15 protein-coding genes are annotated in these 15,779 nt (G+C 66.3%); 12 read left to right on the top strand and 3 right to left on the bottom strand.

The window, feature by feature from the left end:
• Positions 1–2: 2 nt before the first annotated feature.
• From WC585_RS01075 to gspM, 12 genes are all read left to right on the top strand, one after another.
• Complete coding sequence (locus WC585_RS01075) at positions 3–2,675, top strand: TonB-dependent receptor domain-containing protein (RefSeq protein ID WP_373255679.1); 2,673 nt, start codon at positions 3–5, stop codon at positions 2,673–2,675.
• 190 nt (positions 2,676–2,865) lie between these two features.
• Positions 2,866–3,765, top strand: coding sequence for a type II secretion system protein N (locus WC585_RS01070; protein WP_373255678.1), 900 nt, complete (start codon positions 2,866–2,868; stop codon positions 3,763–3,765).
• Positions 3,765–5,861: a type II secretion system secretin GspD gene (gene gspD / locus WC585_RS01065; RefSeq protein WP_373255677.1), complete on the top strand. Its 2,097-nt coding sequence runs from the start codon at positions 3,765–3,767 to the stop codon at positions 5,859–5,861. The genes WC585_RS01070 and gspD overlap by 1 nt, the downstream gene beginning before the upstream one ends.
• 15 nt (positions 5,862–5,876) lie before the next feature.
• Positions 5,877–7,394 (top strand): type II secretion system ATPase GspE, encoded by a 1,518-nt coding sequence (gene gspE / locus WC585_RS01060; protein WP_373255676.1) that lies wholly within the window; start codon positions 5,877–5,879, stop codon positions 7,392–7,394.
• A complete protein-coding gene (gene gspF / locus WC585_RS01055; RefSeq protein WP_373255675.1) occupies positions 7,394–8,608 on the top strand; it encodes a type II secretion system inner membrane protein GspF in 1,215 nt (404 codons plus the stop codon). The genes gspE and gspF overlap by 1 nt, the downstream gene beginning before the upstream one ends.
• A 12-nt stretch (positions 8,609–8,620) precedes the next feature.
• Positions 8,621–9,064, top strand: a complete 444-nt coding sequence (gene gspG, locus WC585_RS01050) for a type II secretion system major pseudopilin GspG (protein ID WP_373255674.1) — start codon at positions 8,621–8,623, stop codon at positions 9,062–9,064.
• A 37-nt stretch (positions 9,065–9,101) separates the two neighbouring features.
• Positions 9,102–9,566 carry a GspH/FimT family pseudopilin gene (locus WC585_RS01045; protein WP_373255673.1) on the top strand — a complete coding sequence of 155 codons (465 nt, stop codon included), beginning with the start codon at positions 9,102–9,104 and terminating at the stop codon, positions 9,564–9,566.
• Positions 9,559–9,921 (top strand): type II secretion system minor pseudopilin GspI, encoded by a 363-nt coding sequence (gene gspI, locus WC585_RS01040; protein WP_373255672.1) that lies wholly within the window; start codon positions 9,559–9,561, stop codon positions 9,919–9,921. The genes WC585_RS01045 and gspI overlap by 8 nt, the downstream gene beginning before the upstream one ends.
• Positions 9,918–10,505, top strand: a complete 588-nt coding sequence (gene gspJ / locus WC585_RS01035) for a type II secretion system minor pseudopilin GspJ (protein WP_373255671.1) — start codon at positions 9,918–9,920, stop codon at positions 10,503–10,505. The genes gspI and gspJ overlap by 4 nt, the downstream gene beginning before the upstream one ends.
• The gene (gspK, locus tag WC585_RS01030; protein WP_373255670.1) at positions 10,502–11,491 is read left to right on the top strand and encodes a type II secretion system minor pseudopilin GspK; all 990 of its coding nucleotides are present in this window, start codon (positions 10,502–10,504) and stop codon (positions 11,489–11,491) included. Before gspJ ends, gspK begins: the two co-directional genes overlap by 4 nt.
• On the top strand, positions 11,488–12,594 hold the full coding sequence (gene gspL, locus WC585_RS01025) for a type II secretion system protein GspL (RefSeq protein WP_373255669.1): 1,107 nt from the start codon (positions 11,488–11,490) through the stop codon (positions 12,592–12,594). Before gspK ends, gspL begins: the two co-directional genes overlap by 4 nt.
• Positions 12,591–13,070, top strand: a complete 480-nt coding sequence (gene gspM / locus WC585_RS01020; RefSeq protein WP_373255668.1) for a type II secretion system protein GspM — start codon at positions 12,591–12,593, stop codon at positions 13,068–13,070. The genes gspL and gspM overlap by 4 nt, the downstream gene beginning before the upstream one ends.
• On the opposite strand, the gene WC585_RS01015 is transcribed toward gspM, so the two are convergent.
• From WC585_RS01015 to WC585_RS01005, 3 genes are read right to left on the bottom strand one after another with little or no spacing between them, the layout of a single operon-like run.
• Positions 13,064–13,585 carry a lipocalin family protein gene (locus WC585_RS01015; protein WP_373255667.1) on the bottom strand — a complete coding sequence of 174 codons (522 nt, stop codon included), beginning with the start codon at positions 13,583–13,585 and terminating at the stop codon, positions 13,064–13,066. The genes gspM and WC585_RS01015 overlap by 7 nt on opposite strands.
• Positions 13,578–14,381: a DUF1365 domain-containing protein gene (locus WC585_RS01010; RefSeq protein WP_373255666.1), complete on the bottom strand. Its 804-nt coding sequence runs from the start codon at positions 14,379–14,381 to the stop codon at positions 13,578–13,580. Before WC585_RS01010 ends, WC585_RS01015 begins: the two co-directional genes overlap by 8 nt.
• Positions 14,378–15,733, bottom strand: coding sequence for an NAD(P)/FAD-dependent oxidoreductase (locus tag WC585_RS01005; RefSeq protein WP_373255665.1), 1,356 nt, complete (start codon positions 15,731–15,733; stop codon positions 14,378–14,380). Before WC585_RS01005 ends, WC585_RS01010 begins: the two co-directional genes overlap by 4 nt.
• Positions 15,734–15,779 lie beyond the last annotated feature (46 nt).

Here is a 15,779-nt window from a genome sequence, read left to right as displayed (position 1 = left end):
TCATGAAGACCCTTACCTTGACCCTGAGCGGGGTCCTCCTGGCCACCAGCGCGATGATCGCGCCCGGGATGGCGCATGCCCAGACGCCGCCGCCCGTAGCGACCGCGCCGCAAAGCTCCACGGCGCAGACGCCTGCCGTTCAGGCCGATCCGGTGCAGGAGGAGTCGCAGCTCGACGAGATTGTCGTCCTGGGCCGCTACATCCCCGAACCAAACCGCGAGAGTGCCGAGGTTGCTGCCTTCCTGACGGCCGAAGATTTGCAGCGTACGGGTGATTCGAGCGCAGCGCAGGCTCTGACCCGCGTCACTGGCCTGACTGTCGTGGAAGGGCGCTTCATCTATGTGCGTGGCTTGGGGGAGCGCTATTCCTCGGCGCTTCTGAATGGCTCCCCGCTGCCCAGCCCCGAGCCGCTGCAACGCGTCGTTCCGCTGGACCTGTTCCCGGCCAGCATTCTGGAAAGCGTCACCGTCCAGAAGACCTATTCAGCCGACTTCCCCGGCGAGTTCGGGGGCGGGGTGATCGACCTGCGTACGGTCGACGCGCCAAACGAGCCCTTCTTCACCATGTCGACGTCGATCGGGGCGAACTCCGAGACGACCAACAAGGAAGGCCTGATTTACTACGGATCGCGCACTGACTTCACGGGCTTCGATGATGGTACCCGCGATGTGCCGACGCCCATCGCCATCGCTTTCCGGTCGGGTCAGCAGATCAATCGCGCCAACTTCACGACGGCGGAGTTGCAACGCATGGGCCAGTCCCTGGTCAATGCCCCGCTGCGGCTTCTGCAGCGTGAGACGACCCCCGTCGACTTCGGTTTTGATTTCGCCGGCGGACTGTCCAGTGACAGTAGCCTGGGTACTCTCGGTCTGATCGCCGTGGCCGGTTATGACAACAGCTGGAGCGGTCGCCGCGGCCGTCAGCAGGAAGGCCAGTTTTCGGGCGACATTCTGGTGCCCGTCACGGACAAGGCGTTCGAGTCCAATCAGAACGACATCCAGCTGAACTTCCTGGGTGCCTTGTCCCTGACGAACGACAATCACGAGCTGAAGTGGACGAATTTCTACGTTCGCAATACGACCAAGGAAGCTCGCTCCAGCGTCGGCCCGGACCTTAGTGTTGGTGGCGGCGTCCTGCGTGATGATTACACCGAGTTCTTCGTGCGTCAGCTGTTCTCGAGCCAACTGGCCGGTGAGCATGAGTTCCTGGATGGTGCGCTGGAGTTCGACTGGCGCGCGTCCTATGCCAAGACCTCGCGCGATGCGCCCTATGAATCGCGCTTCCAGTACGGCGTAGATGGTGACGGCAACTTCATCCACAATCCGTCCAACCAGATCTCCTTCAGCGAACTGGACGAGGATGTCATCTCCGGTGGGGCCGACGTCAGCTACACGTTGCCGCTGTCAGACTTCCGCGAGATCGTATTGAAGGCTGGCGTCGCCTATACAGACAGCAGCCGCGACGCGACCCGTTATGACCTCCAACTGGCGGCGGTGAGCGGCCTGACGGACGAGCAGCGGCAATCACGCATCGACTTCCTGTACTCTGACTTTAACATAAACCCGACGACGATCGAGCTGCGCCAGATCGCTGGCACCAATGGTGCCGGGGCTTATGAGGCAGAACTGACGGTCGCTGCGGCCTATGTTCAGGTCGATGCCGAGATCATTCCGTTGGTTCGCACCACGGCCGGCGTCCGTTTCGAGGATGGCGAACTGACTGTGACCCCGCGTGACCTGTTCGGCGGTGCCGCTCCGTTCGCACCGACCAGCATCGAAGAGCAGTACTATCTGCCCTCTTTCACGGCGACCTGGAATTTTGCCGAAGACCAGCAGTTTCGCGTCGGCGCGTCCCAGACCATCGGGCGTCCGCAGTTCCGTGAACTGGCTCCGCAGTCCTATATCGACCCCGAGAGCGACCGCGAGTTCACGGGCAACCCCTTCTTGGTCGATACGGAAATCCTGAACCTGGACGCCCGTTACGAGTGGTTCTTTGCACGTCAGCAGTTCCTGACCGCCGGTGTCTTCTACAAGCAACTGGATAAGCCGGTTGAATCGGTGGTCGTCCTGACGGGTGACCAGCGTCAACAGTCGTTCCTGAACGCGCCGGAAGCGACCATCTTCGGGGCCGAGATCGAGGCCAAGAAGTTCTTCGAGTTCCCCGACAATGCCATGTCCTTTATCGCCAACAAGCGCTGGCTGGTCCAGGCCAACTACACCTGGTCAGACTCCGAGGTGAACGTCGAGCCAGGCGATGTCGTTCGTACGCCGGGCGGTGGCGGAGCGGATGAAGACGCAACCTTCTTCATCGAAGACGGCAGCCGCCTTCAGGGCCAGTCCGAGCATGTCGCCAACCTGCAACTCGGTTGGGAAGACGACACAGCCCGCTCGCAGGCGACCTTCATCGTCAACTATGTCAGCGAGCGCATCACGGCGCGCGGAGCAGGCAGCGCAGGCAGCCGCGAGCCCGACTATGTGCAGGACCCGGGCGTCTTCCTGGACTTCGTCTATCGCAAGGACTTCGAATATGCGGGACGGGATCTGGGCTTTTCGCTGGAGCTACGGAACCTGCTGAACACCGACTATGACGAGTTCCAGGAGTTGGGGAACAAGATCCTGATCAATAACTATGAGCTGGGATCCAGCGCATCGGTCAGTCTGACCGCGCGCTTCTGATGTGAGACAGGCGAGGGGTGGCAGCAAGCCATCCCTCGTCTTCGTTCAAGACGATTTGGCGTCATATCGTCCGGACTGCCCCTAACCGTCACGGCAAGTTCTCGCGGGCGTCACATGGCGGTGAAGCCCGCATACGGACGATCGGTCTAGGTATCGCGGCGGGCCGCTTCAGGCCCCTGTCGGGCAAGTCATGGTGATCGCCGCCTTTCGCAACTGGAACCGTCAGCTCCGGCCGACCGGTGATGCGCCGCGCGTCGGGCGGGCGCGTCTGCGGCGGGGGATCGAGATCGGCCTGGCCCTCGTGTTGCTGATTCAGATCGCGCGGCTGGTGTGGGTTTTCCTGGCCTCGCCGACCGTTTCCACAGCCGGACCGGTCATGGCACCCGAAGTAGCCTCGCCTGACTATTCCATCTTTCAGCGGTTCGACGCCTTCTTCCGAACCGGCGCACCGGGCGCCCTGACCGAGGCTACCGCCCAAGGCAGCAGCCAGATGCGGCTCTACGGCGTTCGCGCCGACGGTACCGGAGGCGGCTCGGCCATCATCGGCCTGGCCGACGGACGTCAGGTCTCGGTGGGTGTGGGCGAGGAGATCGAGCCGGGCCTGATCCTGCGATCGGTGGCTTCCGATCACGTGGTGATGGCGCGGGGTGAGTCTCTCACTCGCCTGGTGTTCACAGAACTGCCTATGGGGGCGGCTGCACCACCTCCGCCACCCGCCGAGCAGCAGGTCGTGACGCCGCAAGGTACAGCGCCTGCGGACGCAGGTGCTGCCGTGGCTCCGGCGTCGGCGAATGTTCCAACGGGCCCCAATGTTGATCCGGCGCGGCTGATGGCTCAGGCTGGCCTGCGTCCTCGCATACAGGGGCTCGGCATCAACGGCTTTACCGTCAGCGGTACCGGCGACGGCTCGGCCCTGGCGGCGGCGGGGCTTCGCTCGGGCGACGTCATTCTGGCCGTCAATGGACAGGCGCTGGACAGTCCGGCCCGCATTGCCGGCCTGCGTGGCCAGCTTTCCAACAGCACCAGCGCTGAAATCCGCTTCGAGCGGAACGGCGTGGAGCAGACCACCACCATAAGGACAGGCCGCTGATGCGTTCCCGCCCCCTGCTGACGGCCGCCGTGGCCGCGCTTCTGGCCGTTCAGGCCCCGCTGGCGACCCTGCCTGCCTATGCCCAGTCGGCGGGCGGCCAGACCCTGAACGTTCAGGGGGCCGACATCCGCGCCTTCATCCAGGACATCTCCCGCTCGACGGGCCGGACCTTCATCGTCGATCCGGGCGTGACCGGCACGGTCACCGTGTCCAGCGACCGCAATCTGAGCCGGGCCCAGCTGTTTGAGGTCTTCCTATCGACTTTGCGCGCCAACGGCCTGGTGGTGACCCCGACCTCGTCTGGTGCCTATCGCATCAGCCCGGCCCAAGGCGCGGCGCAGGGACCATCGACGGTCGGCAACGAGCGGTTTTCCACCGAAGTGTTCGCCCTGCGCAACATCGATGCGGCTTCGGCCGCCGAGACCATCCGGCCGCTGGTCGGAGCCCAGGGGCAGGTGCTGGCCAACCCCGGTGCCAACAGCATCGTCGTGGCCGATTTCGCCGACAATCTGGCGCGCGTCCGCGCCCTGATCGCCCGCATCGATGTGGACCGGACCGGGTTCGAGGTCGTGACGCTGGAGAACTCCTCGGCGCGCGAAATTGCAGCGGTGTTGCAATCGGTTCTGGCACCCCCGGGCGGACAGCCGGGGTCGGGCATGGTGTCGGTGACGCCGGTCGAGAGTTCCAACTCCATCGTGCTGAGGGGCGACCCCTCGGCCATCGCGCGCGTGCGTCCTCTGGTCGATGATCTGGACCGTCGGGCCCTGTCGGCGGACGACGTCAAGGTGGTGTTCCTGGAACACGCCAATGCCGAGCAACTGCTGCCCGTGCTGCAACAGATCGTCGGCCAGCAGGTGACGGCGGCCAGCGCCAATGCCACACCGCGTGAGCCGGGCACCTCGCGCGCCGGAGCGACGACCGACGACGTGACGCCGGCTTCGACCTCTGCACCCGCCGCGCCTCTGCCGGGGCAGCGGGCCACGATCGCGCGCTTCCCCGGAGCCAATGCCCTGGTCATCTCCGGCTCGGCCGACACCCAGCGCATGCTGTCCGAGGTCATCCGCCAGCTGGACCAGCGCCGTCAGCAGGTCCTGATCGAGGCCATCGTGGTCGAACTGTCCGACACTGCGGTCAAGGAACTGGGTGTGCAGTGGCTGCTGGCGGGCGAAGACGGCGCGCCCATCGGCCTGACCAACTATTCCAACAGCGCGACACCAATCCTGCCCATCATCGGCGGTGCGGCGGCGACCGATCTGGACGAGGACGATCCCCTGCGGACCCAGCTGCAGAACCTGGCGCTCAATAGCCTGCTGGGGGCCAACGGCTTCATCGGCGGGGCAGGGGGGCGGATCGGCGATGGCCTGTTCGGCTTCATCATCAATGCGGCCAAGACCGACAGCGGCTCCAACCTGTTGCAGACACCGTCGCTGATGACGCTGGACAATGAGGAGGCGACGATCCTGGTCGGCCAGGAAGTGCCGATCACGACCGGCGAGACCCTGCTGGACGGAAACTCCAACCCGTTCCGCACGACCCAGCGTCAGGACATCGGCGTCAAGCTGATCGTGCGGCCCCAGATCAATGCCGGGGGCTCCATCACCCTGTTCCTGCGTCAGGAGGTGTCCAGCATCAACGGTGTGCTGACCGACGGGGCGAACGACCTGGTGCTGAACAAGCGGGAACTGGAAACGACCCTGGTCGTAGACGACGGCGACATCGCCGTGGCGGGTGGCCTACTGGACCAAAACGACCGTCTGGCCGTCGATGCGATACCGGGTCTGGGACAGTTGCCGGTGATCGGGGGTCTGTTCCGCTCGACCACCCGCCAGCGGGGCCGGACCAATCTGATGGTCTTCATCCGCCCGACCATCATCCGCAGCGCCGCCGACGCCCAGACCCTCGCCGCCGACCGTTGGGGCTATATGCGTCAGCAGCAGCTGACGGCCGTGCCTGACCGCGAGCCCAGCCTGGACGAGATGCTACGCGACTATATGCGGGCCCAGCCGCCGGTCGCGCCCTCGACCATGATCATCGCGCCAGATGAAGTGATGGCGGCTCCGCTGCCGCCCGTCGACAATCCTGTCGCACCGCAGTGATACGGTGACGACGTCATGATCACCCTGGTCAATCCGACACTGCCCTATGGCTTCGCCAAGCGGCATGGCGTCATCCTGCTGGATGCCGGCGAGGTGGCGGTGGTCGGCCTGCGCGAAGGTGCCGATCCTCAGGCCCTGATCGAGACGCGCCGCGCCCTGGGGCGACCGTTGCATGTCGAGCGGCTGAGCCAGGCCGAGTTCGACCGGCGTCTGTCACAGGTCTATGCCGGCGATCACCTGACGGCGACGGACGGCGACGATCTGTCGATGCCGTCGGGCCTGGACAGTCTGATCGACGACATGCCCGCCGCCGCCGACCTGCTGGATACGGCGGACGATGCGCCGGTCATTCGCCTGATCAACGGCATCATCGCCGAGGCGGTGCGGGCCGGGGCGTCCGACATACATCTGGAACCATTCGAGAGCGCCCTGACCGTGCGGATGCGGGTCGATGGGGTGCTGCGCGAGGCGCTGTCGCTCAATCCGCGGATCACGCCATTGCTGGTGTCGCGCATCAAGGTCATGGCGCGGCTGGACATCGCCGAGAAGCGCGTGCCTCAGGACGGGCGCATCCCCCTGGCTCTGGGCGGCAAGACGCTGGATGTGCGGGTCTCGACCCTGCCGTCGCGGGCGGGCGAGCGGGTCGTGCTGCGTATCCTCGACAAGGATCAGGCGGACCTGAGCCTGGATCAGCTGGGTATGGCACCGGATGCGCTGGAGGCTTTCAAGGCCGCGCTGAAGGAGCCGAACGGCATTATTCTGGTCACCGGGCCGACCGGCTCGGGCAAGACCACCAGCCTGTATGCGGGTCTCAGTCTGCTGAACGATGCAACGCGCAACATCCTGACGGTCGAGGACCCGGTCGAATACGCCATCGACGGGGTCGGCCAGACCCAGGTCAATACCAAGGTCGGCATGACCTTCGCAGCGGGGTTGCGGGCCATCCTGCGTCAGGACCCGGACGTGGTCATGGTCGGGGAAATCCGCGATGTGGAGACGGCGCGTATCGCCGTTCAGGCCTCGCTGACCGGACATCTGGTGCTATCGACCGTTCACACCAACGACGCGGCCGGGGCGATCACGCGGTTGCGCGACATGGGGGTGGAGCCCTTCCTGCTGGCCTCGACCCTGCGGCTGATCGTGGCGCAGCGGCTGGTGCGCAGGCTGTGCGGCGAGTGCCGGCGGGCAGAGCCTGCGGATGCGGCGACGGCGCGGCTGGTCGGGGTTAAGGCCGGTCAGACAGTGTGGCGGCCCCAGGGCTGCGCCCATTGCAACCAGACCGGCTATGTCGGTCGTGTCGGTCTGTACGAGCTGATCAAGGTCGACGATCGCGTGCGCCGCCTGATTGCCGCCGAGGCCGAGGAAGAGGCGATCAATGCCGTGGCCTTCGATGCGTCCGGCACGCTGACCCGGCGAGCGCGAGCCCTGGTGCTGGACGGCACAACCTCGGTCGAAGAAGCGGTGCGGGTCACGCGTCAGGAGACGGCCGAGGCGCACGACGTCGTCGAACCGGTACGTGAGGCCGTCGGCTGATGGCGGCATTCGACTATGTGGCCGTGGACGCGGCCGGCCGCACGGTCAGCGGAGCCCTGACCGCAGCGGACGAAGGGGCGGCGCGTCAGGCGCTGGACCGGCGTCGGCTGATGCCGCTGGAGATCACCCCCACCCGCCGCACGGTATACAAGGCGGACGGCAGGGCGAAAGCCGGGGGGCGTCTGAACGCCAACACCCGGGCCCTGACCACACGGCAGCTGGCGACGCTCGTCTCCGTCGCGCCGATCGAGGAGGCGGTGCGGACCATCGCGCTACAGGCGGACCGCCCGGCCGTGCGCGCGGTGCTGGAAGGGGTGCATGCAGGCGTTCTGGAGGGGCATCGCCTGTCCGAGGCCATGGGCCGACAGGGCAAGGCGTTTCCGCCGCTGTATCGCGCCATGGTGTCTGCGGGCGAGAGTTCGGGGGCGCTGGAGCCCATTCTGGAGCGGCTGGCCGATGGGCTGGAGCGGGACCAGGCGGTGCGCGGCAAGGTGATCACCGCCCTGGTCTATCCTGCAGTTCTGGCGGTCGTGGCCCTGGGCGTCATCGGGGCCTTGATGACCTTTGTGGTGCCCAAGGTGGTCGATCAGTTCGACAGCATGAACCAGACTCTGCCGCTGCTGACGCGGCTGGTGATCGGCCTGTCCGAGGCGATGCAGACCTGGGGATGGCTGGCGATTCTCCTGCTGGTGCTGGCGGGGGTCGGGGTGGCGGTGGCCCTGCGCAACCCGGCGACCCGGCTGAAGGCGGACACTCTGGTGCTGAAACTGCCTATTGTCGGACGACTGAGCCGCGACCTGCACGGGGCGACCATGGCGCGGACGCTGTCGACCATGATCGCCTCGGGCCTGCCGGTGCTGGAGGGATTGACGATCACGGCGCGGACGGTGTCCAACCGCCGCCTGCGTCTGGCCACCGAGACCATGGCCGATGCCGTGCGCGAGGGCGGTGGGCTGAGTGCCGCCATGCGCCGCGCCGACGTCTTCCCGCCGATCCTCGTCTACATGACCGCCTCGGGCGAGAGCAGCGGGCGTCTGGAACCCATGCTGGACCGAGCCGCCGACTATCTGGACCGCGAGTTCGCCACCTTCACCGCCGTGATGCTGAGCCTGCTGGAGCCGGCGATCATCGTGGTCATGGGCGGTGTGGTGGCGCTGATCGTGCTGTCGATTTTGCTGCCGATCCTACAGATCAATACCCTGGCGATGGGGTGAGGAGTGAGTGAGATGAGTAAGTTGAACAATGCCCGGAAGCGTCAGAAACGCCAGGGATTCACACTGGTTGAACTGATGGTGGTGATCGTGATCATCGGCCTGCTGGCGACTGTGGTGGCGATCAATGTCCTGCCCAGCCAGGACCGTGCCATGGTCGGCAAGGCCAGGGCGGACATCTCGGTGCTGGAGCAGGCGATCGAGACCTATCGGCTGGACAATCTGACCTTTCCTGACGACCTGAACGCTCTGATGACCGCGCCCGCTGGCCTGGCCCAGCCGGAGCGGTATCGCCAGGGCGGCTATATCCGTCGCCTGCCCGAGGACCCGTGGGGTAACCCCTACCAGTACCGCCGCCAGAGTGCGCATGGCGGTCAGTTCGACGTCTACTCTCTGGGCGCGGACGGCAAGGAGGGGGGCGAGGGCAATGATGCAGACCTCGGCAACTGGCAGGGGTAAAGGGGGCGCTACCTCACGCGACGCGGTCGCTCGCTGCTTGAGCGCGGATCAGCGCCGTCGCGCACTTCTAGGAAGACAAGGCTTCACCCTGGTTGAACTGCTGATGGTCGTGGCCATCCTGGGTTTGGCGGCAGGGGCGGTGGTGCTGTCCGTGCCCGATCCGCGACCGCCCGTAGGGGCTGAAGCCGAGCGGTTCGCCGCGCGGCTGGTGCGGGCGCGCGAAGAGGCGGTGCTGACCAATCGATCCATAGCGGTGGAGGCGACGGCGCGCGGCTATGGCTTCAGCCAGTTCGACGGCGTGGAGTGGAGTCCGCTGACTGACGGCCCCTTCGGCGACGAGGTCTGGCAGACGGAAACGTCGGCAGACCTGCCCAGTGCCACTCTGCGTGTTGTCTTCGACCCCACCGGGGCGAGCGAGCCTTCGACTGTCACCCTGTCGCGTGACGGCCAGTCCAGCACCGTGTCCGTCGATGGCGCGGGCGAGGTATCGGTCGATGACTAGGACGTCGCGCCAGGGCTTCACCCTCATCGAACTTCTGGTCGCACTGGCGGTGTTCAGCCTGGCGGCCATGGCCCTTCTCAATCTGGCAGGCGAAAACACACGGTCACAGGCGCGGGTCGAGGATCGCACCCTGGGCGGCATCGTGGCCGAGAATCTGGCGGTTCAGGCGGCGATCGCACCCAGCCTGGGGGAGGGCGAAACGGCGGGTCAGACGACGCTGGCAGGGCGAAGCTGGCGCTGGGCGCAGACCGTGGCGTCGACGGAAGATCCGGACATTCAAAGGGTCGTCATCCGCGTTTCGACCGAGGAGGGCCAGGCAGCCGATCGCACCCTGTTCCGGGCGAGAGCAGGATGAAGCGCTCAGGATTTACATTGGTCGAAGTGCTGATCTCGCTGTTGATCTTTGCCCTGATCGCGGCGGCGGGAGCGGCGGTGCTGAGCCTGTCGATCGACAACAAGTTCGCCATCAAGGCGGCTTCCGATCGGACGGCGGACTTGCAGCGTACCCGCGCCCTGCTCAGGGCCGACATTGGACAGGCCACGGCGCGGCGTACACGCGGGCCGACGGGACGCCCGCAGCCACAGCCAATCACCGGGGCCATACAGGCGGGCGATGCCTCCCTGACGCTGACCCGAGCGGGATGGGGCAATCCCGGCGAGCAAGCACGGCCGTCCCTGCAACGCGTGGAATACCGACTGGTCGAAGATCGACTGGAACGGCGCGTGTCGGCCTATCTGGATGGAGCAAGGCCCGGTCCGCCGCAGGTCCTGTACGAAGGGGTCAGCGGCCTGACCGTGACCTTTCTGAAGGATGGCACCGAGGCACCGGCCTTTGGCAGTCGTCTCGACAGCCCGATGCCGGAGGCCGTGCGGGTCGTGATGACGCTCGAGGGCTATGGTCCGGTGGATCAGCTCTTTCTCGTCGGTGGTGGCAGATGAGGCGAGGGGTCAAGACACGCCGCGAGGGGATGGCGCTGCTGACCGTCCTGCTGCTGGTTGCGGTCATGTCGGTAATCGCGGTGGCGGTGCTGGACGACGTGCGGTTCTCGGTACGCCGCGCGACCAATGCGGAAACCCAGACTCAGGCCCAGTGGTATGCCGATGGGGCTGAGGCGCTGGCCCGGCACCAGGTCGCCCGCCTGCTGACGCTCAGCCCGACGCGGACGCCCCTGGAGCCGGAGTGGAACGGGCGGGTGCTGTCGTTCCCGATCGAGGAGGGGACGTTCACTGCCGTCGTTCGTGACGGTCAGGCCTGTTTCAATCTGAACAGTGTGGTCGAGGGGTCTGGCGAGGATCTGATCGCGCGGCCGCAGGGCATGGCGCAGTTCGTGGCGCTGGGCCGGGCGCTGGGACTGGGCGAAAGCCGGATGCGCCCTGTTGCCGAGGCCTTGGCCGACTGGCTAGATGCCGACACCACCGCCCTTCCTCTGGGTGCCGAGGACGGAGCCTATGCGGGGCGAGCGGAACCCTACCGAACGGGCGGTGTCTTCCTGGCCGAGGTCAGCGAGTTGAGAGCCATCAAGGGGGTGGATGCGGACCTGTATCGCCGCCTGCGCCCGCATGTCTGTGCCCTACCGGTCAGTAGGCTGTCGCCGATCAATGTGAATACTCTGGGGCCGGAGGATGCGCCGCTTCTGGTCATGCTGACCGACGGCAAGCTAGGGCTGGAGGCAGCGCAGGGCGTGATCGCCCGGCGACCGGCCGAGGGGTGGGCCGACACCACCGCCTTCTGGAGTCAGTCCGCCCTGACCGGCCTGGTCGTACCTCAGGAGGCGCGCGAGCAGGTGACCGTCCTGACCCGCTATTTCGACCTGCGGGTCGATGTCGATTACGGCGGCACCCGCGCCGTCCGTACCGCCCTGTTGCATGCGCCGCCCGAGGGTGGAGCCCGAACCGTGATCCAGCGCTGGACCCTTGAAGAATGAGCCGAACCCGACTGATCCTTATCCCGGCTCTGGCCACGGAGCCGGCTCCCTATCTGATCCTCGATGCGGGCGGGGCGGTCTTGCAGCGCGGGCGCCTGGCGCTGGATGCGGGCGAGACGCCGCCGCCGATGCGCACCGTGGCCATTGCGCCGGGCGGGGACGTTTCGGTGCGCTGGCTGGACTTGCCGGTGGGTGGGGCGGCCCAGGTCAGGGCGGCGGCTTTGTGGACCTTGCGCGACGATCTGGCGGCGACGCCGGATCGGATCACGGTGTCGCTCGGGCGGGCGGTGCCAACAGGCGAACCGCGCATGGTGGTAGTGGCCAGCCGGGCGTTGGTCGAGGCGTGGGGCGACTATCTGGACGCGCTGGGGATCAAGGCCGATGTGATCCTGCCCGACATGCTGACTCTGGAGGCACCGGAGGCGGAGGAGGGCCTGTCCGCTGTCACCTTCGGCACCGGCCTGGCATTACGCGGGCACCGGTTTGCGGCCACGATCCAGCCCGACCTGCTGGATCTTATTGCGGGCGATCGCCCCATTCGTCCTGTCACGGATGAGAGTGAAGTCGAGCGGTTGATGGTTGCGGCAGCGCTGTCGCCCGAGGTCAATCTGCTGGAATCCGGTGCTCGCGAGAAGGCTGCCGACCGGCGCGGCTGGCGATTGGCGGCGGGTCTGGCGGTGGCGGTGCTGCTGTCGCCGTTGGTTCTGGCTGCGGCGCAGGCTGCGCGGGACACGGGTGCCGCGCGTCAGGCCGAGGCACGGACACTGGAACTGATCTCCCAGGCGTCGCCGGATGCGGCAGGTGCGCCCGACCCCGTGGCGGCCTTTCGCCAGAGCGCCTCCACGGCTCCTCCGCCCGGCGGCATCGTGTCAGCAGCGGCGATCCTATTTGCAGCCGTGGAACAGGTCGAGGGGGCGGAATTGGACATCTTCGTCTCGGACCCCGAAGGCGGTGTGAGGGCCACTGTCAGCTATCCGGCCTATCAGGACCTGGACGCTCTAAAGCAAGCTGTGGCGGCGGCCGGGCTGCGGCTGAGCGATACCAGCACACTTGATGACGCAGGGCGTGTCGTCAGCGATGTGACCATCGGAGCAGCGACATGAACGCGATCGTCAGTGAAGCACGGGCCTGGTTCGATGGCCGCACGGTACGCGAGCAGCGCATGCTGGGGGTGATGGTTCTGGTCATGGCGCTGTGTCTCGTCTGGCTGCTGATCATCCAGCCGCTGTGGGCGTGGAAGGCCGATGCAGCGGAGCGGCGCGTGCAGGCTGAAACCGATCTGGCGTATGTGCAGCGGCAAGCGGGGGCGCTGCCCAAGTCGGCGGGGGCTGCTTCGCAGGGCCCGGCAATCGAACCGCTGGCCACGCAGGCCGCACAGTCGGCCGGTTTGACGATCGTGACCGGCATGGATGAGACCGGCACCTTCGGCTTCACCGCCGCCAATGTATCGAGCGCGGCCCTGTTCGGCTGGCTGGCCGAGCTGAAGTCGCGTCACGGGATCGACGCGGTGCGACTGGACGTGGTCGAGAATGCAGATGCGACCCTGACGGCCGAGGGGGCGCTGGCCCGCGTTCAGTGATCGACCACCTGCATAGTGTTCGTGCGCAGGCCGAGCTGGCGGGCGCGGCTCCGCAGGGTTTCCAGGCGTGAGGCGCTGACGTTGGGGTCACGGGTCAGGATCGAGACGAACTGGCCGTCGGCGGTGCTGGCGATCATCCAGTCGTAATTGTCGGCCCGGTCGATGACCCAGTACTGGCGCTTGATGATGCCGCCGAAGAAGCTGGCCTCGAACTTGGCGTTGGTGCGGGGGTCGGTGATGCGGGCGCGGGAGCGCGTGGTGCTCAGCCGTCCGCCGGGTCTGTCGCGGTGGCAGTACAGGGCGATGTCGAAGGTGCCGTCGGCTCGCCGGGCCCAGGTCTGGTTGGCCCCATGACAGTTGCGCTGGGCATCATTCGGCGTGCGCACGATCTCGTACCAGCGGCCCATGAAGCGATCGATGTCGATGGACTGGCGTGGCTGAGGGGCCTGGGCGCTGGCGGTCGAGGCGGCGGCGGACAGGATCAGGGCAGCGAGCACGGGCAGGGCTTTACGCATGGGAGGCTCCTTCGCGGGAGGACTTCAGTACAGTGCCGATGGTGACAGGCCCTGCGGGCAGGGGTGGCTTGCCACGGAAGCGGAAACCCTTGGCGACGATCTTGACCGCCTCCCAGTGAATGCCCGCCATGACCTTGAGCGTCAGCAGGGGATGGGTGATCCAGGCATGGAACAGAGTGCTGTCGGTCAGTTCGCGCCGCTGGCCCGCGAAGGCGGCGGTCAGGACCGGGCCTGTGTCGTCGCGGACCTGGATGGTTATCCTGACGGCTTCACCCGGCGGGGCGACATCGAAGACATAGGTCAGGTCCATGTCCATGAAGGGCGAGACGTAGAACCGCTTGGGCGCAGTCTGCTGGACTGGGTCTGGGCCATCTTCTGGTGTCGCGATCAGATAGCTGTGGCGCTGGCCGAAGGTGTTGCGGACTTCGTACAGGATGGCCGTCAGTCGCTCGTCGGCGTCGTGACAGAAATAGACGCTGAGCGGGTTGAAGCCATAGCCCAGCACGCGTGGCATGCAAAGCAGGCGGATAGGCCCGCCTCCCTCAACGCCCGCTTCTAACAATCGCGCTGAGACGTAGGTTTTCAGATCGTCATGCGCCTTGTCGCCATGGTCGCGCGCGCTAAAGGACATCAGGCCGAACTGACCCGGACGCAGCAGCTTCAGCCTGCTGAACAGGCTGGGAAGATCGTCCAGATCCAGCAGCAGCATGAAGACGCGATAGCTGAGCGCATGCGTCTTCGGCTTGAACCGGCGGTGCGTCACCGGGCCGACGTAGAGGGCGGACGCCCCGGTCATGCCGCCTGTCGGACGGGATCGGTCGTGGGCGACAACTGAATGCGTCCGCTCTCGTTCTCGACAGTCCAGGGACGACGCATGCCGCCCAACTGCTCGGCCACTGCCAATCCGGATTGCAGGCCGTCTTCATGGAAGCCCGCGCCGAAATAGGCCCCGCAGAACCAGACCCCGCCCCGGCCCTGCAGGGACCACAGTTCCGACTGGGCCCTCAGCGCTCCTGCGTCGAAGTGGGGATGCTCATAGTGGTCAGTGGCATACGTCAACTCGGGCGCGGGCGGCGTATGCGGATTCAGGGTCACGAACAGGTCCGGCGCGTCCTTCAGGCTCTGAAGATGATTCATCCAGTAGCTGACACCGCCGGAGCCGGGCTCGGCGCGATGGCCCATGTGGTTCCAGCTGGCCCAGGCGCGTTTGCGCTTGGGCATCAGACGGCGGTCGCCGTGCAGCACGGCGGTGTTGGGCGTGTAGCGGAAGGCACCCAGGACGCGCTGTTCCTGGGCTGTTGTGTCGGCCAGGAGCCTCAACGTCGTCGGGGCGTGGGTGGCGAAGACGACCTGATCGAACATCTGGTGCGATCCATCGCGGTGGTCGATGCGGACCTGACCGTCGGTGCGGGTCACGGCGACGATGTTGGCGTTCAGATGCACATGGCCGGCGAAGTCGGCGGCGATGGCCTCGACATAGGACCTGCTGCCGCCATCGACGGTGCGCCAGGTCCGGCGCCCGATGAACTTCATCAGGTCATGGTTCTGGAAGAAGCGGATGAATGCGGCGGCGGGGTGGTCGCCGATCCCCTCGACGGAGGCCGACCAGATGGCAGCGGCCATGGGCAGCAGGTGGTCCTCACTGAGCGCCACGCCATAGCGATGGGTACGCAGATACTCCGATAGCGACACCACGGGATCCAGCGTCGCCAAGTGACCGGGGGCTGTTCTGTAGAAGCGGTTCAGGTCGGCCAGCATGGACCAGAAGCGCGGCCTGAGCAGGGCCTCGGGCTGGGCGAAGATGGAGGCCAGGCTACGGCTGCCATACTCCAGATCGCCGTCGTCCAGCGAGACCGCCAGGGACATGTCGGCATGTTTCGTCGGCACCTTCAGATGCGCAAACAGGGCGGTCAGATTGGGGTAGTTGACCTCGTTGTAGACGATGAAGCCGGTGTCCACCGCCACGCCGTTGCAGTCGACAGTATTGGCGTGTCCGCCCAGGCGACCCGCCGCCTCGAACAGCGTGACGTCGTGGGTTTTGCCTAACAGCCAGGCACAGGACAGGCCCGAAACCCCCGCACCGATCACGGCCACGCGCAGTCGTTTTGTCGTGGGTTGAGACGGTGAGGGCGGCAGGCTTTCGAACATCAGGCAGGCTCCGACGGGTGGTATGCGCAGATGCGCGAGGGTGTTC

The organism is Brevundimonas sp. (assembly GCF_041648055.1).
In the GTDB taxonomy this organism is placed as follows: Bacteria; Pseudomonadota; Alphaproteobacteria; order Caulobacterales; family Caulobacteraceae; genus Brevundimonas.
This window is presented reverse-complemented; position numbering and strand designations above follow the sequence as displayed.